The organism is Gracilibacillus xinjiangensis, from assembly GCF_042651765.1.
GTDB classification, from domain to species: domain Bacteria; phylum Bacillota; class Bacilli; order Bacillales; family Amphibacillaceae; genus Gracilibacillus; species Gracilibacillus xinjiangensis.
Window position 1 is genome coordinate 546,550 of sequence record NZ_JBHSDT010000004.1, and the last position, 26,341, is coordinate 572,890.

Consider the following 26,341-nt stretch of genomic DNA (forward strand, 5'->3'; position numbering starts at 1 on the left):
ATACATTTTACCATAATTTAGTTGCAATATTAGATAAAATTATTGTTAAAAGTGGGGGGATTGTATGAGCCATCCTGTAAATAAAACATATGGTTTTCGATTGAAAGGGACACATCAGGATAGAGTTGCCGGGCTCGATTCTATCGGAAGGGAAAGAAGAAAAGAGGAGACATATATTTGGAATGGTCTGGAGCGAGGGGAAAAAGGCCGGATCGTATTTCAATACACACTAAGCGGGGAAGGTGAAATTAGGATTGGGAGCGAGGTATTTCCTTTATTGGAAGGCCAGGCATTCTTCGTTAACATTCCAAGTGACCATTGTTATTATCTCCCCGAAAGTTCAGAACATTGGGAGTTTATTTTTATCACATTGTTTGGAGCAGAGGCAGTTCATTATTATGACATCATTGTCGAACAGTATGGCCATATTTTACATATGCCCGCAAATGCCCGTCCACTAAACTATATCTGCCGGTTGCTTGAAAAAATAGAGACAGCGGGTATATCACATGCATATGAGGCTTCACGCTATGCCTATTCTTTTCTTATGGAATGTATGCAATATTTAGAGCACGACCAAAAAAGGGAAGAAGAATTGCCTGTAGCGATCGCTAAATCTATCTCCTTTATGGAAAAAAATTATGGGCAAGATATATCTTTAAACGATATTGTTCATGTGTCAGGTTTATCGAAATATCATTTTACAAGACTGTTTGCAAAAACACTAAATGAAACACCGATACAATATTTAACAAGAATTCGAATTCAGCATGCAGCTGATTTGCTTCAGCAAAGTGAACTATCAATTGAAGAAATCGCCAAAAATACTGGATATACAAGTGGAAACTATTTTAGTAAAGTTTTTAAGAGTTTACTTAATGTAACACCAAGCGATTATCGAAATAGTCAATCTTTTATGCCTGTTGATCGTATGTTTATTGATTGAATTCACAGCAATATTTTACCTATATCCATTTAATTTGCGATTGTAAACGCTTCTAAATCCTTTTAATATAATTTATATAAAGTTTTTAGAAACGCAATATATTACAAGGGGATTTGCTAATGTCTAAACTTACTTTTCTCGGTGCCGGGAGTACAGTTTTTGCAAAAACTTGGTGACTGTATGACAGTGGAAGCATTACAGAATTTGTTATGGATCATGAGAGACTGAAAGACTCAGAACCCCACATATAGCTGCCGGAATATAACTAATTTCAAAATTTGTTTTTCGATATGAAAAGGCTTAGTTTATAAAGAAAAATTAAAAAGGAGGATGAAAATGGCTATTTTTTATAATGAAAAAACAAGAGAATTCCACCTGCAAACAGCAAAATCCAGTTATATTTTTCGTGTGTTAGAAAACAATCAGCTGGGACATTTATTCTATGGAAAAAAAGTCCGCCATAAAAATTCTTTTGAACATTTATTTGTTCAAGGAAATCGTCCCAATACACCATATTTAAAAGAGGGCGATATGAGCTTCACCTTAGAACAGACGAAGCAGGAATACCCTTCTTATGGAACCACAGACTTTCGTGAGCCAGCTTTTCAAATCATCCAAGAAGATGGCAGTCGAATTACTGATTTTCAATATAAAAGTCACCGGATCTTCGAAGGTAAACCAAAATTAGCTGGTTTACCTGCAACCTATGCTGAAAAGGGAGATAATGTAGAGACAGTGGAGATTACGTTGTATGATCGTCTGATGGATGCAGAATTAATCCTCTTGTATTCTGTTTATGAAGACTATGATGCGATCACAAGAAGTGCTAAATTTATTAATCACAGTAAACAACATTTAAATATAACTAGAGCAATGAGTGCCAATATTGATTTGATAGATGCAAACTATGAAATGCTTCAGCTTTCAGGAGCGTGGGCCAGAGAAAGACATGTGAAAACCAGAAGGCTGGAAGCTGGTATACAAAACATCTCCAGTACAAGGGGGGCGAGCAGTGGACACCAGAATCCATTTTTAGCATTAAAGCGTCCGGAAACGAACGAATTTCTTGGAGAAGTGTTTGGTTTCAATCTTGTCTACAGTGCTAACTTCTTAGCCCAAGTGGAAGTCGACTACTTAGATGTTTCCCGTGTTAGTATAGGCATCAATCCTTTTGATTTTAACTGGTTACTTGAAGAAGGAGAAAGCTTTCAAACCCCTGAAGCTGTCATGGTCTATTCTGATCAAGGGTTAAACGGTATGAGCCAGCGCTATCATGAATTATATCAATCACGACTTGCGAGAGGGAAGTGGCGTGATAAGGTACGTCCCATTTTGACGAACAACTGGGAAGGGACCTACTTTAATTTCAATGAAGAGAAGATTGTCGATATGGCGAAACAATCGAAAGAACTTGGTGTTGAATTATTTGTGTTAGATGATGGCTGGTTTGGGAAACGTGATGATGATACCACTTCTTTAGGTGACTGGTTTGTCGATTATGAGAAACTGCCAAATGGGATTACAGGATTAGCGGAGAAGATTACAGCATTAGGTATGGACTTCGGGTTATGGTTTGAACCGGAAATGGTATCGAAAATAAGCAAGTTATATGAAACACATCCAGATTGGGTGATTCATGTAAAAGGGCGTAACCAGTCACATGGGCGAAATCAATATGTCCTGGACTTTTCACGGAATGAAGTAGTTGACGCATTGTATAAAATGATGTCCGATATTTTAAGAAATGCGCCAATTTCTTATGTGAAATGGGATATGAATCGCTATATGACAGAGATAGGGTCAGTTGCTTTGCCAGCAGATCGCCAAAGAGAAGTAGTACATCGTTATATTTTAGGTGTTTATGACCTGTATGAGAGATTAACGGCAGAATTCCCTGATATATTGTTTGAATCTTGTGCTAGTGGCGGGTGCCGCTTCGATCCGGGAATGCTGTATTATGCACCACAAGGATGGACAAGTGATGATACCGATGCGGTAGAGCGTCTGAAGATTCAATATGGTACCTCATTCGTCTATCCAATCAGTTCCATGGGGGCACACGTATCAGCAGTACCAAATCATCAGGTAGGTCGGGTGACAAGTTTAAAAACCCGTGCAAATGTTGCGTATTTCGGCGCATTTGGTTATGAATTGGATGTAACAGAAATGGGAGTCGAGGAAAAGCTGGAAATGAAAGAACAGATTGCTTTCTTCAAACAACATCGTGAGTTATTTCAATTTGGTACATTTTATCGCATTACCAGTCCGTTTGAAGGAGATGGTAATAGAACAACATGGATGGTTGCTGCGAAAGACAAGTCAAAAGCAATAGTTGGAGATTATCATATTCTATGTAAACCTAATCAGAGCTTTAAAAGACTATTACTAAAGGGTTTAAATGAAGACTTCATCTATACAATTGATGGTATTGATGGGGAATATAATGGGGATGAATTAATGGAAATCGGTATCCAGCTGGACCATGAACGTTTCAGAGTAGATGAGGAGCATAACGTTACAGGTGATTTCTCCTCACGTTTATTTATCCTGCATAAGAAGTAAAGAAAGGCCGGGACAACAAAGTTTCAGCCAAAGAAAAGCCGAACGATGATCGAATGTTTTATTCGAAGTTGTTCGGTTTTTTTTTGTAATCAAAACATTAACTGCTTTCCGTGGCGTTCCACCTATATACGCTGAAACAGCACAATACATAACGGGTGAATCAGATCCAGAGAATAAAAAAGCTGTGCCTGGTTTTGATAAAACGACACTGTGCAAACCTATTTATGTCCAAAAGCTGGTTTTACTTTGTTGCTGTTTTCCTGTGCCAGCATAGGCTCAGCTATCTTTTTGCGAAAATACTGTACAAACGGTCCTGTAAAGAAAGCAAAGATGACAGTAGCAACTCCGACAATGGCACCAAAAGAAAATCCGATAACAACACAAGCAACATCTGTCATGATTCTGGCTGCAGGGAAACGGATTTTCTGTCTGGAGACTTTCTCAATCGCAAAAGCTAACGCATCGTATGGTGCCATGCCTAGATTAGGAGTTATATATAAAGCAACACCCAAACTAGCGAAAAAGACAGCACTAATCATCATAGCAATACGAACAAGCATAACGGTCGAATCGTCAAAATAGAAGAAATATCCGAATACAAATAAATCGGATATGAAACCGATTCCAACCATGTTCACAAGTGTGCCGATTCCGATAGAACTTCTGTAAAGGATGAAGATAACAAGGAAAAGCAGGATATTAAATCCTAATTGATACATCCCGAATGAAATATCTAAAAAATCACTCAACCCGAGATTTATCGTTGAAAAAGGGTCTGTGCCGAGTGCACTGATTCTAAGCAGTGCAACAGCAATACCAATAAATAGATTACCAATAATCATCATATTAAGACGGCGCCAAGTTATCGTTTTCATCACAATCCTCCAGGTATATGAAATGAGTTCATTAACTAACATACTAGCTTTGAAGAAATGACCATAATATTTTGAAAAGACCTTTCGTATAGTATACAAAAATAGGAGAGAAAATAGGAAGTAGGAATGTTAAAAAAGTTAGTTATTAGGGTGCTTATCGTTATCTTTTTGGAAATTCATCATACGATGCTACATAGGAAAGAACAGGGGGGGAAGACTTCATGAAAAGGAAAATTATCAGTATTATTCTGATTGGCATGTTAGTGTTTGCAATTTTCAATTTTTTTAGGGACAGTTTTGGAACAAGTGAATGGAACTATGAAATAGCAAATAAAAATGTTCAGGCAAAAGATGAAAGGATTGGATTAAATGTAGGTGACAAAGCACCTGGCTTTGAATTACAATCAACGACCGGTGATTTTATCCGCTTGTCCGATTATAAAGGAAAGAAAGTGATGCTAAATTTTTGGGCAACATGGTGTCCCCCATGCCGAGCAGAAATGCCGGATATGGAGAAATTTTATCAAGATAGTGATATTGAAATTTTGGCGATTAACCTTGTGGAGACAGAATCGAGATTTCAAAATATTCAAGCATTTCTGGAAGAAAACCAATTAACTTTCCCAATATTATTAGATAATGGGAATCAGGCTTCCGATCTTTATCGAATTCGCCCAATTCCTACCACCTATCTGATAGACTCTCATGGCGTGATTCAATATCATACGTACGGACCAATGGATTACGAGATGATGATGAATGAATATGAAAAGCTAAACTAAATATCGTTATTCAAATATTCATTTGAATAATATCATTGACAACCATTCCATCCACCTCATACAATATAATCAAACGATTATTTGATTGAGGTGTTTTTTATGTCCAAAGATACTTGTGATATATTTTGCTATGATGAGGAAAAAGTCAATCGGATCCAGCCGAAAATAAATGAAGTAGTTGGAGTGGACAAGATCTTTAAAGCATTGGCAGATGCGACAAGGATAAAGATTGCCTATGCCCTCACACTGGATGAAGAGCTCTGTGTTTGCGATGTTGCGAACATTATCGATGCATCGACAGCTACAGCATCCCATCATCTCCGTCTATTACGTAAAATGGGTCTGGCAAAATACCGCAAGGAAGGAAAGCTGGTTTTTTATTCCTTAGAAGATGAACATGTTCGTCAATTAGTACAAATAGCTATGACTCATGCCAAAGAAGGTGAGAAAAATGGAAACAAATAAGAATGTGTACCGTTTGCAAGGCCTTTCATGTACCAATTGTGCAGCCAAATTTGAAAAGAATATCCGTGCGATCAATACAGTGGAAGATGTTCATTTGAATTTTGGTGCATCCAAATTGACGGTTAATGGTGATGTATCCATTGAACAGTTAGAGCAAGCAGGGGCATTTGACGGGATAAAAGTTTATCCGGAAAGGCAAAGGCCAAGACGAGAACCCTTTTGGAAAAAACGAGCAAATGTAACAACAGCTATTTCCCTTTTCTTCCTGATCATTGGTTATTTGCTATCACTTTTTCTTGAGGAGAATAATGTAACTGTCATTATACTGTTTAGCCTTTCCATTGTTATTGGCGGCTGGGACTTATTTAGAACAGGGCTCTCGAATTTATTTAGACTCCAATTTGATATGAAAACATTGATGACCATTGCAATTATTGGTGCTGTGATTATTGGTGAATGGATGGAGGGCGCTGTTGTTGTCTTCTTATTCGCATTAAGTGAAGCATTGGAATCCTATTCGATGGAAAAAGCGAGACGGTCGATTCAATCATTAATGGACATCGCACCAAACAGAGCCTTAGTCAAACGTGGTAATGAACGAATCGAAATGGATGTGGAGGATGTCCGGGTTGGTGATTTAATGGTTATAAAGCCTGGTCAAAAAATTGCACTTGATGGAATAGTAACAGCTGGTGATACATCCATTAATCAAGCAGCAATAACAGGGGAATCTATCCCTGTTTTTAAATCCAAAGGTGACGAAGTTTTTGCAGGAACTTTAAACGAAGAAGGTTCAATTGAAGTTCGAGTGACGAAATTGGTGGAAGATACGACACTTTCAAAAATTATCCATTTGGTGGAGGAAGCTCAGGCAGAACGTGCGCCTTCCCAGAAATTTGTCGATTCATTTGCTAAATATTACACACCTGCCATTATGATGATTGCATTATTAGTGGCAGTTCTTCCTCCATTGCTTATTGAGGGTGACTGGTCGGAATGGGTCTACCGGGGTCTCGCCGTACTCGTTGTTGGTTGTCCATGTGCATTAGTCATTTCAACACCTGTGGCAATTGTTACAGCAATCGGTCATGCTGCCAAGAATGGTGTATTAATAAAAGGTGGCATTCATTTAGAAGAGGCAGGAAAATTACAAGCCATTGCTTTTGATAAAACGGGAACACTTACAGAAGGAAAACCAGAGGTTACCGATATCGTTTCATTCACAAACCAAACGAAACAGGAAATACTTGCATTGGCTGAATCAATAGAATCGTTTTCCAGTCATCCGCTTGCTTCGGCTGTATTACGGAAAGCCAGAGAAGAAAATGTTAAGAGATTAGCTGCAACCAATTTTCAATCATTAACAGGAAAAGGTGCAAAAGCCACCATCCAGCAAGTAGAATACCTTATTGGCAGTCCTCATTTGTTTGAGGAAGTATTAGATGAGCCCGAACAAATTGATTCAATTAGTCATTTGCAAAATGAAGGAAAAACTGTCATGTTAATAGGAACGAACGAGAGTATTATTGGATTAATTGCTGTTGCTGATCAAATTCGCGAAAAGAGTCCATCGATTATACAAAAATTAAAGCAACTTGGAATTACCCATACGGTCATGCTTACAGGGGACAACAAGGCTTGTGGTAAGGCAATCGCCAAAAAGCTCCAGATGACAGACGTACAGGCAGAATTAATGCCAGAGGAGAAATTATCTTTTATTGAACAATTAAAAGAATCGCATGGCAAAATTGCAATGGTAGGCGATGGGATCAATGATGCACCAGCACTTGCTACAGCAAATGTCGGTATTGCAATGGGTGGAGCTGGAACGGATACTGCATTAGAAACGGCGGATATCGCATTAATGGCAGACGACTTAGAGAAGTTACCATATACCATTGCATTAAGCAAGAAGACAATGACAATTATTAAACAAAATGTTGTTCTGGCACTTGGATTAAAAGTTCTGGCACTTCTCCTTATCGTTCCGGGGTGGTTAACACTTTGGCTAGCAATCTTTGCTGATATGGGGGCAACACTTATCGTTGTACTAAATTCTTTAAGATTATTAAAACTAAAAAAAAAATAAGCATAAACTAATAGAAAAAATACAAAAAGAAGCGTTCTCTTACTTTCTCCCTGAGATAAGAGGACGCTTCTTTTTTAAAAAACTGTCTAATCGAGTGATTCTAACTCATCTTCGGTTACCCATTTGTGATTCAGAATTTCTTCACCACTGTCTGTTGCGATAAAATCAACCATATATACAGTAGTTTCTTCAACGGAATCGATCGTTGCGGTTGCCCCTTTCATTCCTGGCATGTGGTCTGTGTTGATAACTGCTGTATCGCCAATTGCCAATGGTTCTGTACCTGCATCTAACAATTCTTCATGGACCACCCATTTATGATTTTCCACACGTTCGCCACCATTTACAGGATCGTATGATACAGCGTAAACAGTGGTATGATAGGCACCGGAAATAGTAGCTTCAGCTCCATCCATACCAGGCATATGATCTGTTCGGATCATTGCTTTACTTCCTGTTTCAAAGGTTGGATTTTCGGCATTCTCTAACTCATCAGGGACTTCACCTGTAGAGGAATGGTGTTGGTGAGTATTGTCAGCCGAGTTAGATGAATGGTCATGATCGTGGACGTCTTCCACTGTTTCTTGATTAATAATCATTTGCCATGACTTTGCACCATCCGTACTGATAAACCCCGATCCTTTGATAGTATAAATCGCAAGTACTTCATCACTTTGCGGGTTCTGGGAAATAAATAATGGAGCATCTTCTTTTAACTCAGGTAAGTTCAAGTTGGTTTCTTTCCCTGTACCCCAATTATAAGCAACTAGGGAAGGCTGCCCATTATCCGTAGAATAAAACAATGTGTCTTCATTGAAATATACTGCTGTACCTTGACTCTGATTGGTGATCAGATTGAATGATTTTCCTTTATCCTTAGAGAAATAAATTCCATCGGTTGTAGCTGCAGCTAAATATTGCGATTCATGTGGATGGATTGCGACATGAAATAAGTTCCCTTTAATATTGGAACCATTCAGTTTTGTCCATGTTTTTCCATTATTTTCGCTTAAATAGTACCCTGCCTCTAACTTAGAATTCGCATCAGGATTATAAATAAATATATCATGACTATAATAACCGACAGCAAGGAAATGGATGTCTGATTCACCTTCAAAATCTATGCTTTCCAGTGATCTTCCGTCATCAAAACTTCTCTGGATGCCAATAGGATTTGGCAGATCTGATTGTTTTCCTGGATGTCCAGATGTATAAAATCCTTGATCAACAGCAACAAACCCCATATAATCGTGCATATTTTTTGTTGTTTCAAACCACTTACCGTTTTCTGAGAATTTCAACCCCTCATGTGTTCCGAATAATAATCTATCACCAGTTTCATTAAAGCCCATTCCGTGTACATGGGTTAAACTTCCTTCTAATTCCTGCTCAAAGGCAGCGGGTTCTGAATTGTTGGAACATGCTGTCAGTGTGAATAAAGTCATAGTAACCAATAGTAGTTGTTTCATAAATTACCCTCCTCTTATCTACAAGTATACCTAGCTAGAAAAATCCAAACAAATGATCATACTATCTATTCAACTGTAACAGAGATGATTATATCCCTTTTTCGTATCTTGTTCAAACAGCGGTTTTGCAATACATAAATGATTAGGGAAAATAGAATAAACATGTATTTACAGATGAAAAAGTAATGACATTTTTTTTGTGATTTTTTATTGACAAGTGAAAGAAACAGGAGTAGATTAAGTGTTGTTATAATTGAATAAATACCTTATATCGCTGAATCATTTTCTTGAGCGGGGGAACCATAATTGATAGGGTAACCTATCTTGGGGTGAATCTTACAATAGTAGGAGGGGGTACTCTCAATCCCTAATCCGACAGCTAACCTCGCAAGCGTAATTTTAGTGGAGAGAAGGGTCACTTGACCACTCTTTATTTTGTAGTGGTCTTTTTTGTGCCTGCAATATTTTATATCGTGTGATTGATGACAGGGAATTGTCTATATAGAGGAAACTTAACTACTAGATTGAAACAGAAAGAAGGAAAAGCAGTGAAAAAGCAATTTATTGTAATAGGATTAGGGAGGTTTGGAAGTACTATTTGCAAAGAGTTACATCATTTAGGGCATGAAGTGTTAGCGATTGACAGTAACAAGGAAAATGTAGCAAAAATGTCGAAACATGCTTCCCACGTTATTGTGGCTAATGCAATTGATGAAGAAACACTTAAATCAATAGGCATCAGAAACTTTGACCATGCTATTGTAGCGATTGGTGACAATATACAACCAAGTATATTGTGTACATTGATCTTGAAAGAGATGGGGATTAAGAAAGTTTGGGTAAAAGCCCATAATGCACAACATCACAAGGTTTTAGAAAAAGTTGGTGCAGATCGAATCATCAATCCGGAATATGAAATGGGAATTAGAATCGCTAACCAGCTTGACTCTGATAAGATTATTGATTATATCGAATTATCAAATGAATATAGCATTATTGAATTGGTTGCAACAAATAAGGTGTCTGAGAAAACGATTCGTGAATTAGATATTAGAGATAGATATGGCTGTACATTACTTGGCATAAAGCATGATACGGATCTGAACCTTTCCCCATCATCCGATGATACGGTTTATCAAGATGACGTGTTAATTGTGATGGGGAAAAATCAGGATTTGAAGAAGTTTGAAGAGAAAGGATTATAATACTTTTTCATATAAACAGAAACTAAGGGGATGTACGTGATGTTAAAAATGTTGAAAAAGGATTACTTGAAACCAGCACAAATCATTGTTTTATTCTATCTGTGTGCCATCATTATATCTGTTGGTTTGTTAAGTCTTCCTATCGCATTAAAGCCAGGTATCCACTGGTCATTTCTAGACGTTCTATTCACTGCTGTAAGTGCCATAAGTGTTACAGGATTAACAGTAGTATCTACTGCTGATACATTTAGTATTTATGGAATATTCATCTTGATGTTTATTTTGCAATTTGGCGGAATTGGAATAATGACATTAGGAACGTTCTTTTGGCTGGTAATTGGCAAGAAAATCGGTTTAAGGGAAAGAAGACTAATTAGTACGGACCAAAACCAGACACATCTATCCGGATTAGTCCGATTGATGAAGCAAATCCTTAGCATCATTATAATAATTGAGTTAATAGGTGCCTTCATTTTGGGAACCTACTTTCTGAATTACTTTCCTTCATGGCAAGAGGCATATTTACAAGGGCTGTTCGCCTCTGTAAGTGCCACAACTAACGCAGGTTTTGATATTACAGGAAGTTCATTAATTCCGTTTGCTAATGATTACTTTGTCCAATTTATTAATATTATCTTATTAACACTAGGAGCGATCGGATTCCCTGTATTAATAGAGCTGAAAGATTATTTAAGAAATGGCAGTAAATATCATCATACAAGCTTCAGTTTATATACCAAAATAACAACTGTCACTTTTTTCTCGTTAATGTTATTTGGTACCATTATTCTCTTAATCTTCGAAGCGAATCATTTCTTTGCTGATAAATCCTGGCATGAATCTTTCTTCTATGCTTTCTTTCAGTCCGCTACAACACGTAATGGGGGACTGGCAACAATGGATATAAGTGAATTCACTGTGCCGACATTATTAGTGTTATGTTTTCTTATGTTTATTGGGGCTTCCCCTAGTTCAGTAGGCGGTGGAATTAGAACGACTACCTTTGCCGTCATCCTGTTATTAATCATTTCCTTTGCTAGAGGGCAAAAGAGTATTAAAGTATTCCGGCGGGAGATTGATGAGGAGGATATTAGGAAGTCAGTAGTAGTTACCTTTCTGGCTTTAGTGATATGTTTTGTTGCACTGATTATATTATCAGCAACCGAGAGCTTCAGCTTGATGGAAATATTCTTTGAGATTAGTTCCGCCTTCGGAACAACAGGTCTGTCGATGGGCATTACGCCGGAATTAAGTGATATAGGGAAAATAGTGATTACAATGCTTATGTTTATTGGAAGAATCGGGATTCTATCATTTATCTTTATTTTCCATACGAAGGACCATAATGTAAACTACCATTATCCAAAAGAGAGAATTATCGTGGGTTAAACGAATGATGGATATACACACCAACCTTCCAAGCGTGTGTATATCCATTGATTACATTAATTTTGTAATAAATGCACTGGCAATTCCGAAGTAAATCAGTAATGAGAGTATATCATTAATCGTTGTTATTAAAGGGCCAGAGGCAACTGCAGGGTCTACCTTGAGCTTGTATAATATTAAGGGAATAATGGTTCCTGCGAGTGTGCCTATAATTAATGTTATTAGAAGAGAACTGCCAATAACCAAACCTAAAACATAATTACCGCGCCATATATATGCAATGAAGGAAATGAGGATACCGCAAGTAACACCGATAATAATACCTACCCACAGTTCACGGAAAATTAGTTGCACAACCTGTTTGAAGTTCAAATCTTTAGATACCAGCCCACGAACGACAACAGCAAGTGACTGTGTTCCTGTGTTTCCTGTCATCCCTGATATCATTGGCATGAAAAAGGCTAAAGCAACAACAGTTTGCAATGTCTCCTGAAACCTGCTGATGATTCCGCCTGAAATTAAACCGATAAACAGGAGCAAAATCAGCCAGGGAAGCCGTCGATATGCGGCTACAATTGGTTTTGTTTGAAAATCGATAGCTTTACCGGATGCAGAAAGTTTCTCAATATCTTCGTTTGCTTCCTGGATAACAATATCAATAACATCATCAACGGTAATTACTCCAACTAATGTATTGTCTTCTGTTACAACTGGCAGTGAGACGAAATCATACCGGCTTATTAAATTTGCAACTTCCTCCTGATCTGTGTATACATCAGTCTTGACAACTCTTTTATACATAATATCTTGCACGAGTTCATTCAAATCAGCTAACAGTAAATCTTTATAAGAGACAACCCCAACTAATTTCTTTTTTTCATTAATAACATACAAATAATTTAAGTATTCCGCTAATTCAGCGAAGTGTTTTAACTTATCAACCGCTTCGCGAATCGTATAATGTTCCGGAATCCAGACAAATCGGTTGTTCATAATTCTTCCGGCAGTTTCCGGCGGATAATTCATCAGATTTTTAACAATAGCAGATTCCTCTTGTTTCATTTCGGACAGGAATTCGTCCATTACCTCTGGTTCCATGTCTGTAAGTAATGAGGCTAAATCGTCATTTTGCATCAGATCAAGTACTTTTGATGACTTCTCTATTCCTAATTTAGTTAACACATCTAACTGTTCTTTTTTATCCAGTTCTTGTAATAGTTCTGCTAGCTGGTCAATGGATAAATAAAGTAGAAATTTATTTCGATGTTTAACTGGCAGGTAATGATATTGTTTGGACATATCATATGGTTGCAATTCATCAATAAGCTCTTGAAAGTTCCTTTTCTTTCCGTCTTTAACTGATTGTATAATGGCTAAAGTAATTTCATTTTCGGTCATATTTAAAGACATCCTGCCCCTCCACTCTAAAGAAGAATTTCTATCTATTTGTAAAATAATTATAATGCTATTAGGTTGCTTTATAAATAGTTAAATATGTATAAGAGTAATCCATCTATTGCTTGAAAATATGGAAAATAATTTAATAAACATGGGGAAAATTATTTTTTCTACTAATGCTTTATTTGGTGTGTTATATTAGAGGACAGAAGCTCGGAAAGGGATGTATGAAAATGAGCAAAACAGTAGTAATAGCAGAAAAACCGTCTGTAGGACGTGATATAGCACGGGTACTTAAATGTACAAAGAAAGCAAATGGTTATATGGAAGGTGCAAACTATATTGTTACATGGGCACTAGGTCATTTAGTGACACTTGCTGACCCTGAAGCATATGACGATAAATATAAAACATGGAAGCTTGACGAATTACCAATGCTTCCTGATCATTTGAAGCTTGTAGTAATTAAAAAGACAGGAAAACAATTCCAAACAGTAAAAACCCAATTGCTGCGCAAAGATGTAAAAGATATTGTTATTGCGACAGATGCTGGTCGTGAAGGAGAACTTGTCGCACGATGGATCTTAGCAAAAGTCCGTACCAATAAACCTGTCAAAAGACTGTGGATTTCATCGGTAACAGATCAGGCGATAAAAAAGGGATTTCAAAACTTAAAACCAGGCAGGCAGTATGACAATTTATATCATTCAGCTGTTGCAAGGTCAGAAGCTGATTGGTATGTCGGCTTGAATGCTACGCGTGCTTTAACAACAAAGTACAATGCACAGTTATCAAGTGGAAGGGTTCAAACACCTACCCTTGCAATGATTGCAGCAAGGGAAGAAGAAATTAAACAATTCCGTCCCAAAACATTTTATCAATTAAAGGCTCGTACCAATGACGGGATCAAATTATTATGGAAGAATGCGAAAGGTGAATCCAGAATATTCGATCAGCAAAAAGCGAACAGCTTATTAGCACATTTGAAAAACAAATCACTGAAAGTAACTAAGATAGAAAAAAAGCAAAAGAAAAACTATGCACCAACATTGTATGACTTAACCGATTTACAAAGGGATGCGAACAGAATTTTTGGTTTTTCCGGAAAACAAACACTGTCGCTGATGCAGAAACTTTATGAGCAACACAAAATTTTAACATACCCAAGAACCGACTCGAAATATATTTCAACAGATATTGTCCCAACATTAAAAGAGCGTCTTGATAGTTGCGGGATTGGACCATATGCTGCCATTGCAGCCAAAATTAAAAAGCAGCCAATTAAAGCAAATAAATCTTTTGTTGATGATAAAAAAGTATCAGACCACCATGCGATTATTCCGACAGAAGAGCCTGTTTATCTATCGAAACTTACCGATCAAGAGCGTAAAATTTATGATCTTGTCATTAAGAGGTTTTTGGCTGTACTATTGCCACCATTTCAGTTTGAACATATTCAATTAACAGCAGAAATGGAAGGGGAGATATTTACTGCAAGCGGCAAAAATGTGATCGATCAGGGATTCAAGGCTGTTTATGATCACACAGAGGATGAACAGGAAGAAGATCAGCAAATATCTAATATTTCTCAAACCCATATTTGGAAGGAACCGAAGCTATCTTTAACGGAAGGTGAAACTAAACCACCAGAAAGATTAACGGAAGGTACATTGCTTCAAGCGATGGAAAACCCTGTAAAATTTTTAGAGAAGAATGAAAAACATGCCCAAAAAACATTGCAGCAAACAGGCGGACTAGGAACAGTTGCTACAAGGGCAGATATTATTGAAAAGCTGTTTAATACTTTTTACATGGAGAAAAAAGGGAAATACCTTTATCTAACGTCAAAAGGAAAGCAATTATTAGAATTAGTACCAAGTGATTTGCGCTCACCTTTACTCACAGCAAAGTGGGAAGAAAAGTTAGCAGAGATCGCAAATGGAAAGTTATCAAAAGATGCATTTATTAAAGAGATTAAAGGTTATACGAAGGAAGTTGTTCACCAAGTAAAGACAAGTGATGCAAAATATAAGCATGATAACATGACAGGAACAAAATGTCCGAATTGCGGCAAATTAATGCTTGAAGTGAATGGAAAAAATGGGCGCATGTTAGTTTGTCAGGACCGTGATTGCGGTGAACGCAAAATGATTGCGAAAAAAACCAATGCCAGATGTCCAAACTGTCATAAGCGAATGGAAATGCGTGGTCAAGGAGATGCCCAAACCTTTTCTTGTGCCTGCGGTTATCGGGAGAAATTATCTGCCTTTCAGAAAAGGAAAAACAAGCAAGGACAAAGTAAAGCAACGAAGCGAGATGTTAATAAATACATGAAAAAGCAAGATGATGGTTTTGCAAACACAGCATTAGCAGATGCATTGGCGAAGCTGAAGGATAAATAAAAAAAGAGGATCCCCAAGCCTCAAAAAACCCACGGAGCCTTTCTTTTCCTCCGTGGGTTTTTTAATGGATAATTAACTGAAAATAGTCGAAATTTGGCCAATTTCTTCTGGTGTAAGCTCCACATTCAGTGTTTTTAAATTATCTAAAACTTGGTCAACCCGTTTAGCTCCAGGGATGATGGCATCAATGCTTTCCTGAGTCAGGTACCATGCCAGAACAATGTGGGGAATACCGACATTTTTCTGTTCAGCAATTGGTCTTAATTTTTCCACTTTGCTCAAGTTTTCCTTAAATGTTTCACCTTGGAAAAGCGGGTCATTTGCACGCAGGTCATTAAATGTTGTATTCTCATCGTACTTGCCAGCTAATAGGCCGGATGCCAGCGGGAAATAAGGTACAAAAGATATACCGTTTTCTGCCGTATATGGCAGCATATCTTTTTCAGCTTGACGTTTAAATAAATTGTATTCCGATTGAATGACATCAACATAACCATCTTTGTTCGCTTCCTTCAATTGTTCAACAGTAAAGTTAGATACCCCAATGCTCCTAATCTTTCCTTGATCTTTTAATTCTTTTAATGCTCCAACCGCTTCATCTTTTGGAGTATTTTCATCTGGAAAATGTATATAGAACAGATCAATATAATCTGTTTGTAATCTTCGAAGGGCTTGATCTACCGAATCTTTTAAAAATTGTGGTGAGTTATCGATAAGTGTTTCTTCATTAATTATTTTGTGAGCAGCTTTAGTTGCGATAATGATTTCGTCACGGTTGCCACTCTGTTTGACAACTTGTCCGACTAGTTCTTCCGATCTTTCTGGTCCATAGATATAAGCAGTATCGATGAAGTTGATACCATTTTCAATTGCCTGACGTACTACATTCATCCCTTGTTCTTCATCTAAATTCGGGTAAAGATTATGTCCGCCTACAGCATTTGCCCCAAGGCCGATCGGGTTGACAAAAAGACCAGACTTCCCTAATTGAACTTGTTTCTTCATATAAAATCCACACCCTTATCCGTTATTTATCTTTCAGGAAAATTGTAACAAATATTAAGGTCATGAAGAAAAGATTTGCTCATATAAAAAAGATAGATGGAGAGGTCGGACCATTCTGGTGCTTGATATTGCGGTCTCTCCATTAAAAAAAGGTTAATTCAATCTTGCACTTGTCTCTGACATATACTATATTTAAAATACACTATTTATTGCATTTTTTACCACGTATGAAGATGTGAAAGCATAAGAACCCTTGTCAGAAAGCCATTGCATATAGTGGCAAAGATGCTGAGGAATTCGAATGCATAGATATGAAATACAAGGGGTGGCGAGAGTGAAAAAAAGAAAAGTTTATCTTCTTTTCACAGATACAGGTACATTTTTATCGAGAATCATTAATTTATTTACAAAATCTTCACTTAATCATGCTTCCATCAGCTTTGATGAGGCTATGACAGAGGTCTACAGTTTCGGACGGAGGCAGCCATACAATCCATTAAGCGGAGGATTTGTTAAAGAAAATGTTCGTGCACCTTTTTTTAGGAAAGCAACGTGTGCAATCTATCAACTGTCCATAACAGAAGAAACATATGAACGATTACTGGATCGAGTGAAAAGAATGGAAAAAGAAACAGATCATTACCGATACAATTTATTAGGTTTAATCGGTGTTTTATTAAATCTGGAATGGCAGAGAGAGCGGGCATTTTTCTGTTCGGAATTTGTTGCCACAATGTTAAGAGAAGCGGGGATATATACGGATACAAAACCAGCTTGTCTGACAAAACCACAAGATTTAAAAGAATGGCATGAATTAACGTTAATCTATCATGGTGACCTTGTTGTATACTTGCAAAAGCATCGTATAGTGGATGTGGCGGTTACACCATGGAACAGGTTATACAGTTAATGGATATAGATATAGAATATTCATCGCACTAATATGTAATTATTTATTATTACCCTAAATATGTGTTATAAAACGTGGATCTCTTCGAAGAGATTCACGTTTTTTTATTCTTTTCGGTTAGTCCTGCCTTAGTATACATCATTTAGTTAAAAGGTAAATCAAAATATAAGCCCAAAGACTTAGTTGAAATTATATCCACAGCCAGTTATGAAAAACTTGTCGAAGAGCTATCATAGAGTTATGGAAGGAGGGAACACAAATGAAAACATTTTTACTCATTTGTTTAACAGTAATAGCAGGGATCATGTTTTTAGCAAATGTAGGTCCAATGATTATGTTAGCAATAAGTATAACTATTGCCTACTATGGTGTGAAGAAATTCATCCTTGCAGAAACAACTGGTGCAAAAGTTTGGTGGGCAATTGTCATCCTGATCGGTGTGTCAATTTCCTTGTCAAATATCCCTGCAATGATTGGTGTAGTTGCATTAGTGGTACTTTACTACACCTATAAGAAGTGGAAACAAGAGAAAGAAACGAAGAATTATACACCAAACGATTTAAGTTGGGACGAATTGTAAAATAAAAGGAGGAAAAAACATAATGACAAATCTATTTACACGTATCAAAGACTCTGTGATGGCAGACTTACATGAAATGATGGACCAGAAGGAAGAAAAAAATCCAATTGCACATGTGAATCAGTATATTCGTGAATGTGAGCATGAGGTGAAGAAAATTAAACAACTGGTAGAAAAACAATACGAAATTAACTATGATATTTCTCAAGAATTAGGGCAGGCAAAATTAATGGTCGAGAAACGTAAGAAACAGTTTGACTTAGCAACCTCTTTGGAGGAAACCGAATTAGCAAATGAAGCAAAGGTAGATTTAGAAAAGTTTGAAACTAGAATAAACCAGCTGGAATCTATGGAAAGTCGATCAATGGAGGACCTCGAAACCCTGGAAACCCAGTATGTCCAAATGAAGCAGAAGCTCAAAGATCTTTATGTGAAACGTTTAGAGCTGAAAAGCCGCGAAAATATCGCCAGAACAAAACAAGGTATGAACAGAGTGCTGGAAACAGAGTTCGTTTCAAAAAGTGCTTCTAAATTTGCAGAATTAGAAAGTTATATTGAAAGAATAGAACAACGTGTCCATACAGAATATCGTTTACACACACTTGATGCAAGATTCGCTGAATTGGAAAAAAAAGCTTCTAACATGAACTGAAAACATGATATTCTAAATAGGTGCAGGAATAACTGCACCTAAATTTTTCTGTTTAGAGTAGAAGAAAGTAATTTTCCTATTATAGATTGAGTAGATAGAGTTTTAGACAGGAGGGGAAAGTGAGATGCGTAAATTAAGTACTACAGATTTAATACGTCTATTGCTGATAATAGGATGTATTTTATTTGTTATTGAGTTTATCTTTATCGACACAGGCCTCCTGTTTATTATCTTGTTAGCATCTGTAGCCATTTACTTTGGTAAACATAATTATCATAAAACAAGTGGAAAGACGATATTTTTTGGGGGATTGTTCTTCTTGTTTATGATAGTTATAGATACCATTGCTGTACGATTTATCCTATTAGCAGTGATTGTATATTTCGTCTGGAAATGGTATCAGTCTAAGGATCAACGGGATGGTGGCCCACTATATATCCCGCGGTTTTCATCAAGTCGTGCGGAAGAAGGAACTGCATACAATAATAAGTGGTTTGGAACGTTTGATAAGGGCAATGAACCATTTGCATGGCATGATATTAATTTACAATCTCTTGTGAGTGATATCACGATAGATTTAAATAATACTGTCCTCCCGGAAAAGGAATCTGTAATTGTTATCAGGCAGTTAGTTGGAAATGTTCAAATAGTTGTACCATATGATATAGAAGTTATTGTGGAACATTCTGTATTATTTGGAGACATTACTGTAATGGATCATATCGAGCAGCATGCACTAAATCGCAATATTTACATGAAAACGGAAGGTTATGAGAATGCGCCGCAAAAGGTAAAGATATTTACTCAAGTTTTGGTGGGAAAGCTTGAGGTGAAAAGAGGGTGAAAATATATACAAGGTTAGCAGTTGTAAGTGTTATTTTAACATTCACTTTCCTCGTATTGGTTAGTTTATTATTCTATCTGGCATTTCCAATAAACAATTGGGAATTACTTTGGCAAGTGAAGGTGTTTGAGGTACCATTTATCCTCATGGTTCCTACAATGACCTTATTATTTGGGTTGTTGATTGGTTTAGTCGGTTCATATGTTGTGAGAAAACGGATAAAATTTTTAGAAAAAAGTTTAACGATGGTGATGAAAAATCAATCATTTACAGAAAATCCCGTTTTTGAAGAGATAGATGTTATTAATCAGAAAATGAAAGATGTGCAAGACTATATTCTACAGCAGACAATACGAACACAGAAACTTATTGAAGAACGGACGAAGGACCAGGAAGAGCAATTGAACCAAGTAATTTCTGAAGAAAGAAATCGACTGGCAAGAGAATTACATGATTCTGTCAGTCAGGAGTTATTTGCAGCGTCTATGTTAGTTTCAGCAGTAAATGCCAATAATACGAGTCATGATCCATTAATATCCAAACAATTAGGACAAATTGAGTCAATGATCCAGCAGGCGCAATTAGAAATGCGAGCATTGTTACTGCATTTAAGACCAGTACCACTTAAAGATAATACCTTAAAAGAAGGCATGGAAAAGTTACTCCAAGAGTTAAAAGCAAAGGTTCCTCTTGGTATCACATGGAAGATTGAAGATGTTTTTGTTAATAAGGGCATTGAAGATCACTTATTTCGAATATTACAGGAAGCTCTGTCTAATGCATTACGGCATGCAAAAGCAGAGGCAATTGACACCATCCTCATTGAACGCGATGGTTTTGTCATCTTGCGGGTAAAAGATGATGGTGTAGGCTTTGATATGAAAGAAAAGAAGGCAGGATCTTACGGGATATCCAATATGTATGAACGTGCAGCAGAAATGGGGGCACATGTTCATATGATTAGTATTCCCGGAAAAGGGACACGTCTGGAAGTTCGTGTGCCAATGATAGAGGGGGGAAGATGATGATAAGAGTTCTTTTCGTTGATGATCATGAAATGGTACGGATTGGTGTTAGTGCATTTTTATCCACACAAAACGATATTGATGTAATAGCAGAGGCTGAGAATGGGAAAAAGGCGGTAGATCTGGCATTAGAGCTGCGTCCTGATATCATTTTAATGGATTTAGTCATGGATGAGATGGATGGAATTGAAGCAACGAAGCAGATTATTGAGCAGTGGCCTGAAGCGAAAATATTAATTGTGACCAGTTTTATTGATGATGATAAAGTATATCCAGCTTTAGAAGCAGGTGCTGCAAGTTATATTTTAAAAACATCGAAAGCGGATGTTATTGCACAAGCCATCAGAGATACTCATAAAGGTGAGGCCGTTTTAGAAAAAGAAGTAACAGCAAAAGTGATGGCCAATCTCAGAAGATCAAACGAGACAGCATTACATGAAAGTTTAACTAATCGTGAGATGGAGATTTTGCTGCTGATTGCCAAAGGAAAAACTAATCAGGAAATTGCTGAAGAGCTTTTTATCGCATTAAAGACAGCGAAAGTACATGTAAGTAATATACTCAGCAAACTGCAAGTACAAGATAGAACCCAGGCGGCTGTTTATGCTTATCAGCAAGGGATTATAAAATAATCTTCTGTTTTACTGATAAAAGTATAAGCAGGTTGGGAAAAGAGAATCCGAACATGGATAGTTGAGCACAATTCCTTCCGGCAAAACACTTCGATTTCCGTGGGCACGGCTTCACCTGCTGTGTGAAGGAGAACATTTACATAGTGGGATCTTCAGCTCGTGCATTCCCACAGAAGTCTTCGTGCTCTTTAACTATGAATTATGTCTCACTTGACCTATCTCTTTATTAGCAATATACTCGTTAGCCTCCTCTAAATCCTTATGTGAATCAACCGAATCACCCGCATAACGTTCTATAGTATCCGCAGGCTGTGATGGGTTCATGTCTTTTCTTATACCAATTTCTCCATCCTGATTTGCTGGATTAGGCATTTGAAAATTTCCTTTTTGCTCTTTTTTCATGAAAATCACCTCCACTATATCTTTTAGCAACCTTGTTATTTTCATACAAAAAATATGAAGCAGAAGATTCGATTTCTTTTAAAAACTTTATGGAATAAGATGGATCATTATAACCTGAATATCCGTAATGGAAAGTCTGGAGTTTTCCAGCATATATTTTGCCTTTTTGATATGTAAGGAATGAGTGTAATTGCTAAATCTCTATAAATGAAAATAAGCGTGATATCCTCCATGTTAAAATGGTGTAGATACCACGCTTACTAGAACAAAAGAAAAACATTCTGCTAGGGCTAGTTAGATCCCAGGCTCTAAAGAGGATAGTTATTCCAACCCCAATGTTTCGTTCGGTATTTTGATACGGAATGTCAGCTGATCATTCTTTAAATCAAATTGTTGAACCCTTACTTTATAATTACTCTTTAAGTCCATTTGTGTTAGAGCGATATAAATGGTTTCTTCTTTTGGGTCAATAACCACCCATTCCGGTGTGTTAATTTTATCATTTACATATTTTAATATTTTATCTTTCGGCAGTCTTAATAACCCTAAAGACATTTCTGTTGATTGCAGGATAATATCACCATTCTCTTGAACAACAGGGTCAAAGGTGATATTAACAGGTACTTCAGACCTGAATGCCTCGATCGTACCCATTAAATGTACTTCCTGATCAAGGCTAATCGCGTAATTGTCATTTTTATCCTTTAATAATTTATCAATATATTCATTCACTAAGTGTGACAAGTTATCTTTGCTGGATTGAACGGTGAACTCTGCTCCGGCAGCTTCTTCTATATATTCTTTGTCAGGATACTCTTCACTTGCTACAGGCCACATGATAAATATAACAATAGCCAGTATAATTGCTATATTTACTGCAGCCAAAATGATAAATAGTCTCCTCCAATTAGTAAATCGGGATTCTTTCATCTATTCTCACACCTTCTAGTTAGTTGTCAGATTCTCATTATTTTGTAAATATGTCCAAACACGTTTCGCCATTAATTCGTATCCTTTTCTGTTCGGGTGAAAATTGTCTTCTGCAAACATATTTTCAGATCTGTTTTGAAAAATATCCTGCATTGGGATGAATGTTACCTTGTCATAATTGTTGGCAATCATTCTACTTTCGTTATTCCATCTTGTTAGTATTACTTCTAATTCTTCAATTTCACTAAAGTATTGTTCAAAAGGGTTAAAGAAACCTAGCAGATAGATTTCTGTATCTGGTTGAATTTCAAAAACTCTATTGATAATTTGGCCCAAACGGTCTTTATAAGGCCCTCTCTCTTCAATGAAAGGTTCCTCCGTTAAATCAATAAAATTATCCTTCAACACTTTCATAATGTCGTTTGCTCCAATGGTGATAAGCACGATATCAGCATCTTCAATCGATGTGACAATTTCTTCATTTTCTAAACGTTTCAACAATTGATCTGTTCGATTTCCCCGCTTACCGAAATTATCGATGGTAACCTTTGCTTCTTCGTTGTCGAAGTGTTCTTCTAATACACCGACATATCCACCGTTATCCGTTTCATCACCAACACCTTGAGTCAGTGAATCGCCAATTGCGACAATATGTGTATCTTTCTTGAAGAAAGTTAATGCATCAATAAAAACATCCTTCATTGCATCACCAAAATTTTCCGTTTCCTCTTCAATTTCTTCTTCCAGCTCTTGTGAAAGGTTTTCATTGTCTGATTCCTGATCATGATCATCTATATTTAGTTCATTCGTTTCTGTCTGATTCGTGTCAGGAGAGGATGTTGATATATTGTCTTGATTATTAGTACCGAAATCTATTATTATCAGCGCACTGGCTGTACTGCCTATTATTAATAGGACAAGCAAACTTATGAGGATTTTTTTCATTGCACACACCTTCGATTAGACATTCTTAGATTGTTCTACTGTATATTTCTATACCCATCTTTCTTGTTTTTCACACGTTATAATATATGCATCAAACAGGGAAAACATGTGATATGTAATTTGCCAGGGCAAATGCTTAAGGGAGTTCATTCACTGCTCTGGCAATAATAAATGAGTGTATTTTATCACAGTAAGCAATCCGGGTAAACAGAAATAACCGTGAATCAATAAAGATCCACGGTTATTCTCTCTTGAATAACGGATAGGGAAGGGGATTACTCTCCACGGCGTAAGCGGTCAGCCTCTTGGTAAGGACAACGGTTTTCTACAATAATTTGTCCTTTTGCTTCCGCATTTGCTTTAATTGTGCTATCAGCTTCTTCTCTAAACCACACGATTTTAGCTTTGCCCGAAACTAGATTCGGATTATTAGATTCTACTACTAATACTATATCAATGTCTCCTTCTGCATCGGAAGGGTTACTAACTGCTGGAACACCATAAAGGGTGCTTTCCTGTTCACTGACAGGTGTAATTTGAAAACCTAGCTTTTGTAAATTAGCAACAGTATTTGCAGCCTCCTCACTATAGCCTACTACTGCAATATTTTTTTGGCGGATTCCGGCATTCTCTCTGGCATATGGTGAAGATAACGCCCATACAATCGCTTTTTCAGCATCTATTTTAATTGTCGGTTCACTATTTGTTGCTTTAGCAATTGCTTGATCTAAGTCTTTAATAATATCATCAGCTGTTTCAATCCCGACAGATAAGCGGACAAGTTCTTCTGTCACACCAGATGACTTTAACTGTTCTGCGGATAATTGTTGATGAGTTGTTGAGGCGGGGTGGATAATTAATGACTTCGCATCACCAACATTTGCAACATGTGACCATAACTGGATGTTATTAATAATACCACGTCCAGCTTCTCTGCCACCCTTGATTCCGAAAGTAATGATGGAACCAAAATGATTGCGTAAATACTTTTTCGCTAATTCATGTGAAGGGTGATTTTCTAAACCTGGATAATTTACCCATTCAACTTGTGGATGATCATTTAAATATTCTGCTACCGCTTTTGTATTTTCGCTATGACGTTCGATACGCAAATGCAATGTTTCTAGCCCTTGTAAGAAATAAAAAGCATTCTGCGGGCTTAGACATGCACCAATATCACGTAATAACTGCACACGCAATTTAATGGCGAAGGCAGGCGGTCCAATATCAATACCGAAACGAATGCCATGGTATGTTTCGTCAGGTTCAACAAAACCTGGAAACTTGTCGCTGTTCCAATTAAACTTGCCACTATCAACTACTATGCCACCTATGGTTGTTCCATGACCTCCAATCCACTTTGTTGCGGAATGGACAACGATATCTGCACCCCATGCAATTGGTTTACATAGATATGGGGTAGCAAAAGTATTATCAATAATAAGCGGGATACCATTTTCATGTGCGATATCAGCAACAGCTTCAATATCGAAAATATTTAAGCTTGGATTAGTAATAATTTCTCCGAATATTGCTTTTGTTTTAGGTGTGATCGCAGTGCGGAAATTCTCTGGATTCGATCCATCGATAAATTTCACATCAATTCCATACTTTGGTAACGTTTTGTTAAATAAATTGAACGTTCCTCCATATAAATTACTGTCAGCAAGAATTTCATCACCTGTATTTGCTAGATTCAGAATGGCTAGAGTAATTGCCGCCATTCCAGAGGATGTGGCAACAGCAGCAACACCATCTTCCAGTAATGCCACACGCTGTTCGAATGCATCAACTGTAGGATTCATAATTCGCGAATAAATATTGCCAGGTTCTGCTAGAGCAAATAAGTTCTGTGCATGTTCTGTGTCATTAAATACATAAGATGTTGTCTGGTAAATAGGGACAGCACGTGAATTAGTGGCAGGATCTACTTGTTGGCCGCCATGAAGCAATGATGTTTCATTGCCTGTAAAATCGAATGAATGTGTCATAATACCCCTCCAATTAATATGTAATAAAAAAACCTCTTCTTATCCAGGTAAGAAGAGGTTTGTGTTAACTTATATCCTCCTCTTATCTTTCAGGTTTGCACCTGTAGGAATTAGCACCTTTTCAACTTGGATGCTCCAAACTGACGGTTGCCGGGCTTCAACGGGCCTAGTCCCTCTGCCTCTCTCAATAAGAGTCTATTAATGAAATTATTAATCATATTATAAGTGAAAAGAATGTAAGCGTCAATCATAATGATCAATTTTTGCAATCAGCTCCATTAATTTTTTTAGGCAAATACCTATTACACTCTCTTTACAGGTGCATAGACTAGTATAAAAATAAAAAAAGAAAGGTGATAAAAATGGATAATAAAGAAAAAAGATCAGAACGACTCCCGGTTTGGGGAGATGAACTAATTAGAAAGCTGGATGCATTTATCTACGATAAACCAACACGAAATATTATGGGGACAATTGACCAGTTTTTTGAAAGAGCAAGAGGCCCTGAGAGAATTCCGGCAGATATTTTAGAAACAGAAAAAGAATGGCTGGTCCGTGTTGATTTGCCTGGTGTTAAGAAAGAACAGATTCAGTTAGCTGTTCATGGAAGTCAACTATTGATAAATATTTCGCATAAGGAAGAAACCGAGCATTATGATCAAACGTATCACTATTACAGAAAAGAGAGAAAAGAACAGTATAAGGAACGAACGATTACATTACCATACATGATTGATAAGGATAAAGTCAAAGTAACGTTTACTAATGGCGTATTACAAATCAAAGGTCCAAAGAATAGTCCAGACGAAAAATACTTGTCCATTGATTAACGAAGTGTTGATT

23 protein-coding genes and 2 riboswitches are annotated in these 26,341 nt (G+C 37.0%); of the genes, 15 read left to right on the plus strand and 8 right to left on the minus strand.

Features of this window, described 5'->3' with window-relative positions; genetic code table 11:
• The first annotated feature begins 64 nt into the window (after positions 1-64).
• Positions 65-946 (plus strand): AraC family transcriptional regulator, encoded by an 882-nt coding sequence (locus tag ACFOY7_RS06785; protein ID WP_390250679.1) that lies wholly within the window; start codon positions 65-67, stop codon positions 944-946.
• Between the two features lie 336 nt (positions 947-1,282).
• A complete protein-coding gene (locus ACFOY7_RS06790) occupies positions 1,283-3,508 on the plus strand; it encodes an alpha-galactosidase (protein WP_390250681.1) in 2,226 nt (741 codons plus the stop codon).
• Between the two features lie 218 nt (positions 3,509-3,726).
• Here ACFOY7_RS06790 and ACFOY7_RS06795 read toward each other — a convergent pair whose 3' ends face one another.
• Positions 3,727-4,383 (minus strand): YczE/YyaS/YitT family protein, encoded by a 657-nt coding sequence (locus tag ACFOY7_RS06795; RefSeq protein ID WP_390250683.1) that lies wholly within the window; start codon positions 4,381-4,383, stop codon positions 3,727-3,729.
• A 221-nt stretch (positions 4,384-4,604) separates the two neighbouring features.
• On the opposite strand from ACFOY7_RS06795, the gene ACFOY7_RS06800 reads away from it, so the two are divergent.
• The 3 genes from ACFOY7_RS06800 to ACFOY7_RS06810 all read left to right on the plus strand — a co-directional run bounded on the left by ACFOY7_RS06800 (position 4,605) and on the right by ACFOY7_RS06810 (position 7,719).
• A complete protein-coding gene (locus ACFOY7_RS06800; protein ID WP_390250685.1) occupies positions 4,605-5,165 on the plus strand; it encodes a redoxin domain-containing protein in 561 nt (186 codons plus the stop codon).
• Positions 5,166-5,264: 99 nt separating this feature from the next.
• Positions 5,265-5,630, plus strand: coding sequence for an ArsR/SmtB family transcription factor (locus ACFOY7_RS06805; protein WP_390250687.1), 366 nt, complete (start codon positions 5,265-5,267; stop codon positions 5,628-5,630).
• Entirely contained in the window at positions 5,617-7,719 is a 2,103-nt protein-coding gene (locus tag ACFOY7_RS06810; RefSeq protein WP_390250689.1) for a heavy metal translocating P-type ATPase, read from the plus strand. The genes ACFOY7_RS06805 and ACFOY7_RS06810 overlap by 14 nt, the downstream gene beginning before the upstream one ends.
• 86 nt (positions 7,720-7,805) lie before the next feature.
• On the opposite strand, the gene ACFOY7_RS06815 is transcribed toward ACFOY7_RS06810, so the two are convergent.
• Positions 7,806-9,188, minus strand: a complete 1,383-nt coding sequence (locus ACFOY7_RS06815) for a F510_1955 family glycosylhydrolase (protein ID WP_390250691.1) — start codon at positions 9,186-9,188, stop codon at positions 7,806-7,808.
• Between the two features lie 262 nt (positions 9,189-9,450).
• Positions 9,451-9,598: riboswitch (cyclic di-AMP (ydaO/yuaA leader) on the plus strand.
• A gap of 138 nt (positions 9,599-9,736) precedes the next feature.
• Here ACFOY7_RS06815 and ACFOY7_RS06820 point away from each other — a divergent pair.
• Positions 9,737-10,393 carry a potassium channel family protein gene (locus ACFOY7_RS06820; RefSeq protein ID WP_390252056.1) on the plus strand — a complete coding sequence of 219 codons (657 nt, stop codon included), beginning with the start codon at positions 9,737-9,739 and terminating at the stop codon, positions 10,391-10,393.
• A 30-nt stretch (positions 10,394-10,423) separates the two neighbouring features.
• A complete protein-coding gene (locus ACFOY7_RS06825) occupies positions 10,424-11,782 on the plus strand; it encodes a TrkH family potassium uptake protein (protein WP_390250693.1) in 1,359 nt (452 codons plus the stop codon).
• Positions 11,783-11,833: 51 nt separating this feature from the next.
• Here the strand turns inward: ACFOY7_RS06825 and mgtE are convergent, their stop codons facing one another.
• The gene (mgtE, locus tag ACFOY7_RS06830; protein ID WP_390250695.1) at positions 11,834-13,192 is read right to left on the minus strand and encodes a magnesium transporter; all 1,359 of its coding nucleotides are present in this window, start codon (positions 13,190-13,192) and stop codon (positions 11,834-11,836) included.
• 221 nt (positions 13,193-13,413) lie between these two features.
• On the opposite strand from mgtE, the gene ACFOY7_RS06835 reads away from it, so the two are divergent.
• Positions 13,414-15,582: a DNA topoisomerase III gene (locus tag ACFOY7_RS06835; RefSeq protein ID WP_390250697.1), complete on the plus strand. Its 2,169-nt coding sequence runs from the start codon at positions 13,414-13,416 to the stop codon at positions 15,580-15,582.
• A gap of 72 nt (positions 15,583-15,654) precedes the next feature.
• Here the strand turns inward: ACFOY7_RS06835 and ACFOY7_RS06840 are convergent, their stop codons facing one another.
• A complete protein-coding gene (locus ACFOY7_RS06840) occupies positions 15,655-16,587 on the minus strand; it encodes an aldo/keto reductase (RefSeq protein WP_390250699.1) in 933 nt (310 codons plus the stop codon).
• Between the two features lie 334 nt (positions 16,588-16,921).
• Between ACFOY7_RS06840 and ACFOY7_RS06845 the strand changes: the two genes are divergently transcribed.
• The 6 genes from ACFOY7_RS06845 to ACFOY7_RS06870 all read left to right on the plus strand — a co-directional run bounded on the left by ACFOY7_RS06845 (position 16,922) and on the right by ACFOY7_RS06870 (position 21,230).
• Positions 16,922-17,497: a hypothetical protein gene (locus ACFOY7_RS06845; protein ID WP_390250702.1), complete on the plus strand. Its 576-nt coding sequence runs from the start codon at positions 16,922-16,924 to the stop codon at positions 17,495-17,497.
• A gap of 259 nt (positions 17,498-17,756) precedes the next feature.
• Positions 17,757-18,077 (plus strand): lmo0954 family membrane protein, encoded by a 321-nt coding sequence (locus ACFOY7_RS06850; RefSeq protein ID WP_390250704.1) that lies wholly within the window; start codon positions 17,757-17,759, stop codon positions 18,075-18,077.
• A gap of 22 nt (positions 18,078-18,099) precedes the next feature.
• On the plus strand, positions 18,100-18,729 hold the full coding sequence (locus tag ACFOY7_RS06855; protein WP_390250707.1) for a PspA/IM30 family protein: 630 nt from the start codon (positions 18,100-18,102) through the stop codon (positions 18,727-18,729).
• Positions 18,730-18,853: 124 nt separating this feature from the next.
• Positions 18,854-19,573: a cell wall-active antibiotics response protein LiaF gene (gene liaF, locus ACFOY7_RS06860; RefSeq protein WP_390250709.1), complete on the plus strand. Its 720-nt coding sequence runs from the start codon at positions 18,854-18,856 to the stop codon at positions 19,571-19,573.
• Complete coding sequence (locus tag ACFOY7_RS06865) at positions 19,570-20,598, plus strand: sensor histidine kinase (RefSeq protein WP_390250711.1); 1,029 nt, start codon at positions 19,570-19,572, stop codon at positions 20,596-20,598. The genes liaF and ACFOY7_RS06865 overlap by 4 nt, the downstream gene beginning before the upstream one ends.
• Entirely contained in the window at positions 20,598-21,230 is a 633-nt protein-coding gene (locus tag ACFOY7_RS06870) for a response regulator (protein WP_390250713.1), read from the plus strand. The genes ACFOY7_RS06865 and ACFOY7_RS06870 overlap by 1 nt, the downstream gene beginning before the upstream one ends.
• 192 nt (positions 21,231-21,422) lie before the next feature.
• On the opposite strand, the gene ACFOY7_RS06875 is transcribed toward ACFOY7_RS06870, so the two are convergent.
• From ACFOY7_RS06875 to ACFOY7_RS06890, 4 genes are all read right to left on the minus strand, one after another.
• A complete protein-coding gene (locus ACFOY7_RS06875) occupies positions 21,423-21,632 on the minus strand; it encodes a hypothetical protein (protein ID WP_390250715.1) in 210 nt (69 codons plus the stop codon).
• Positions 21,633-21,953: 321 nt separating this feature from the next.
• Complete coding sequence (locus tag ACFOY7_RS06880; protein WP_390250717.1) at positions 21,954-22,562, minus strand: YpmS family protein; 609 nt, start codon at positions 22,560-22,562, stop codon at positions 21,954-21,956.
• Between the two features lie 15 nt (positions 22,563-22,577).
• Positions 22,578-23,507, minus strand: a complete 930-nt coding sequence (locus ACFOY7_RS06885) for a GDSL-type esterase/lipase family protein (protein ID WP_390250719.1) — start codon at positions 23,505-23,507, stop codon at positions 22,578-22,580.
• 275 nt (positions 23,508-23,782) lie between these two features.
• The gene (locus tag ACFOY7_RS06890; RefSeq protein ID WP_390250721.1) at positions 23,783-25,498 is read right to left on the minus strand and encodes a PLP-dependent aspartate aminotransferase family protein; all 1,716 of its coding nucleotides are present in this window, start codon (positions 25,496-25,498) and stop codon (positions 23,783-23,785) included.
• Positions 25,499-25,577: 79 nt separating this feature from the next.
• Positions 25,578-25,692: riboswitch (SAM riboswitch) on the minus strand.
• A 168-nt stretch (positions 25,693-25,860) separates the two neighbouring features.
• On the opposite strand from ACFOY7_RS06890, the gene ACFOY7_RS06895 reads away from it, so the two are divergent.
• Positions 25,861-26,328, plus strand: a complete 468-nt coding sequence (locus ACFOY7_RS06895) for an Hsp20/alpha crystallin family protein (protein ID WP_390250723.1) — start codon at positions 25,861-25,863, stop codon at positions 26,326-26,328.
• The last annotated feature ends 13 nt before the right edge of the window (positions 26,329-26,341 follow it).

Bases quoted from the DNA above. Each gene is read 5' to 3' on its own strand.
- ACFOY7_RS06785 (WP_390250679.1), top strand. From the start codon at position 65: ATGAGCCATCCTGTAAATAAAACATATGGTTTTCGATTGAAAGGGACA.
- ACFOY7_RS06790 (WP_390250681.1), top strand. From the start codon at position 1,283: ATGGCTATTTTTTATAATGAAAAAACAAGAGAATTCCACCTGCAAACA.
- ACFOY7_RS06795 (WP_390250683.1), bottom strand. From the start codon at position 4,383: ATGAAAACGATAACTTGGCGCCGTCTTAATATGATGATTATTGGTAAT.
- ACFOY7_RS06800 (WP_390250685.1), top strand. From the start codon at position 4,605: ATGAAAAGGAAAATTATCAGTATTATTCTGATTGGCATGTTAGTGTTT.
- ACFOY7_RS06805 (WP_390250687.1), top strand. From the start codon at position 5,265: ATGTCCAAAGATACTTGTGATATATTTTGCTATGATGAGGAAAAAGTC.
- ACFOY7_RS06810 (WP_390250689.1), top strand. From the start codon at position 5,617: ATGGAAACAAATAAGAATGTGTACCGTTTGCAAGGCCTTTCATGTACC.
- ACFOY7_RS06815 (WP_390250691.1), bottom strand. From the start codon at position 9,188: ATGAAACAACTACTATTGGTTACTATGACTTTATTCACACTGACAGCA.
- ACFOY7_RS06825 (WP_390250693.1), top strand. From the start codon at position 10,424: ATGTACGTGATGTTAAAAATGTTGAAAAAGGATTACTTGAAACCAGCA.
- mgtE (WP_390250695.1), bottom strand. From the start codon at position 13,192: ATGTCTTTAAATATGACCGAAAATGAAATTACTTTAGCCATTATACAA.
- ACFOY7_RS06835 (WP_390250697.1), top strand. From the start codon at position 13,414: ATGAGCAAAACAGTAGTAATAGCAGAAAAACCGTCTGTAGGACGTGAT.
- ACFOY7_RS06840 (WP_390250699.1), bottom strand. From the start codon at position 16,587: ATGAAGAAACAAGTTCAATTAGGGAAGTCTGGTCTTTTTGTCAACCCG.
- ACFOY7_RS06850 (WP_390250704.1), top strand. From the start codon at position 17,757: ATGAAAACATTTTTACTCATTTGTTTAACAGTAATAGCAGGGATCATG.
- ACFOY7_RS06855 (WP_390250707.1), top strand. From the start codon at position 18,100: ATGACAAATCTATTTACACGTATCAAAGACTCTGTGATGGCAGACTTA.
- liaF (WP_390250709.1), top strand. From the start codon at position 18,854: ATGCGTAAATTAAGTACTACAGATTTAATACGTCTATTGCTGATAATA.
- ACFOY7_RS06870 (WP_390250713.1), top strand. From the start codon at position 20,598: ATGATAAGAGTTCTTTTCGTTGATGATCATGAAATGGTACGGATTGGT.
- ACFOY7_RS06875 (WP_390250715.1), bottom strand. From the start codon at position 21,632: ATGAAAAAAGAGCAAAAAGGAAATTTTCAAATGCCTAATCCAGCAAAT.
- ACFOY7_RS06880 (WP_390250717.1), bottom strand. From the start codon at position 22,562: ATGAAAGAATCCCGATTTACTAATTGGAGGAGACTATTTATCATTTTG.
- ACFOY7_RS06885 (WP_390250719.1), bottom strand. From the start codon at position 23,507: ATGAAAAAAATCCTCATAAGTTTGCTTGTCCTATTAATAATAGGCAGT.
- ACFOY7_RS06890 (WP_390250721.1), bottom strand. From the start codon at position 25,498: ATGACACATTCATTCGATTTTACAGGCAATGAAACATCATTGCTTCAT.
- ACFOY7_RS06895 (WP_390250723.1), top strand. From the start codon at position 25,861: ATGGATAATAAAGAAAAAAGATCAGAACGACTCCCGGTTTGGGGAGAT.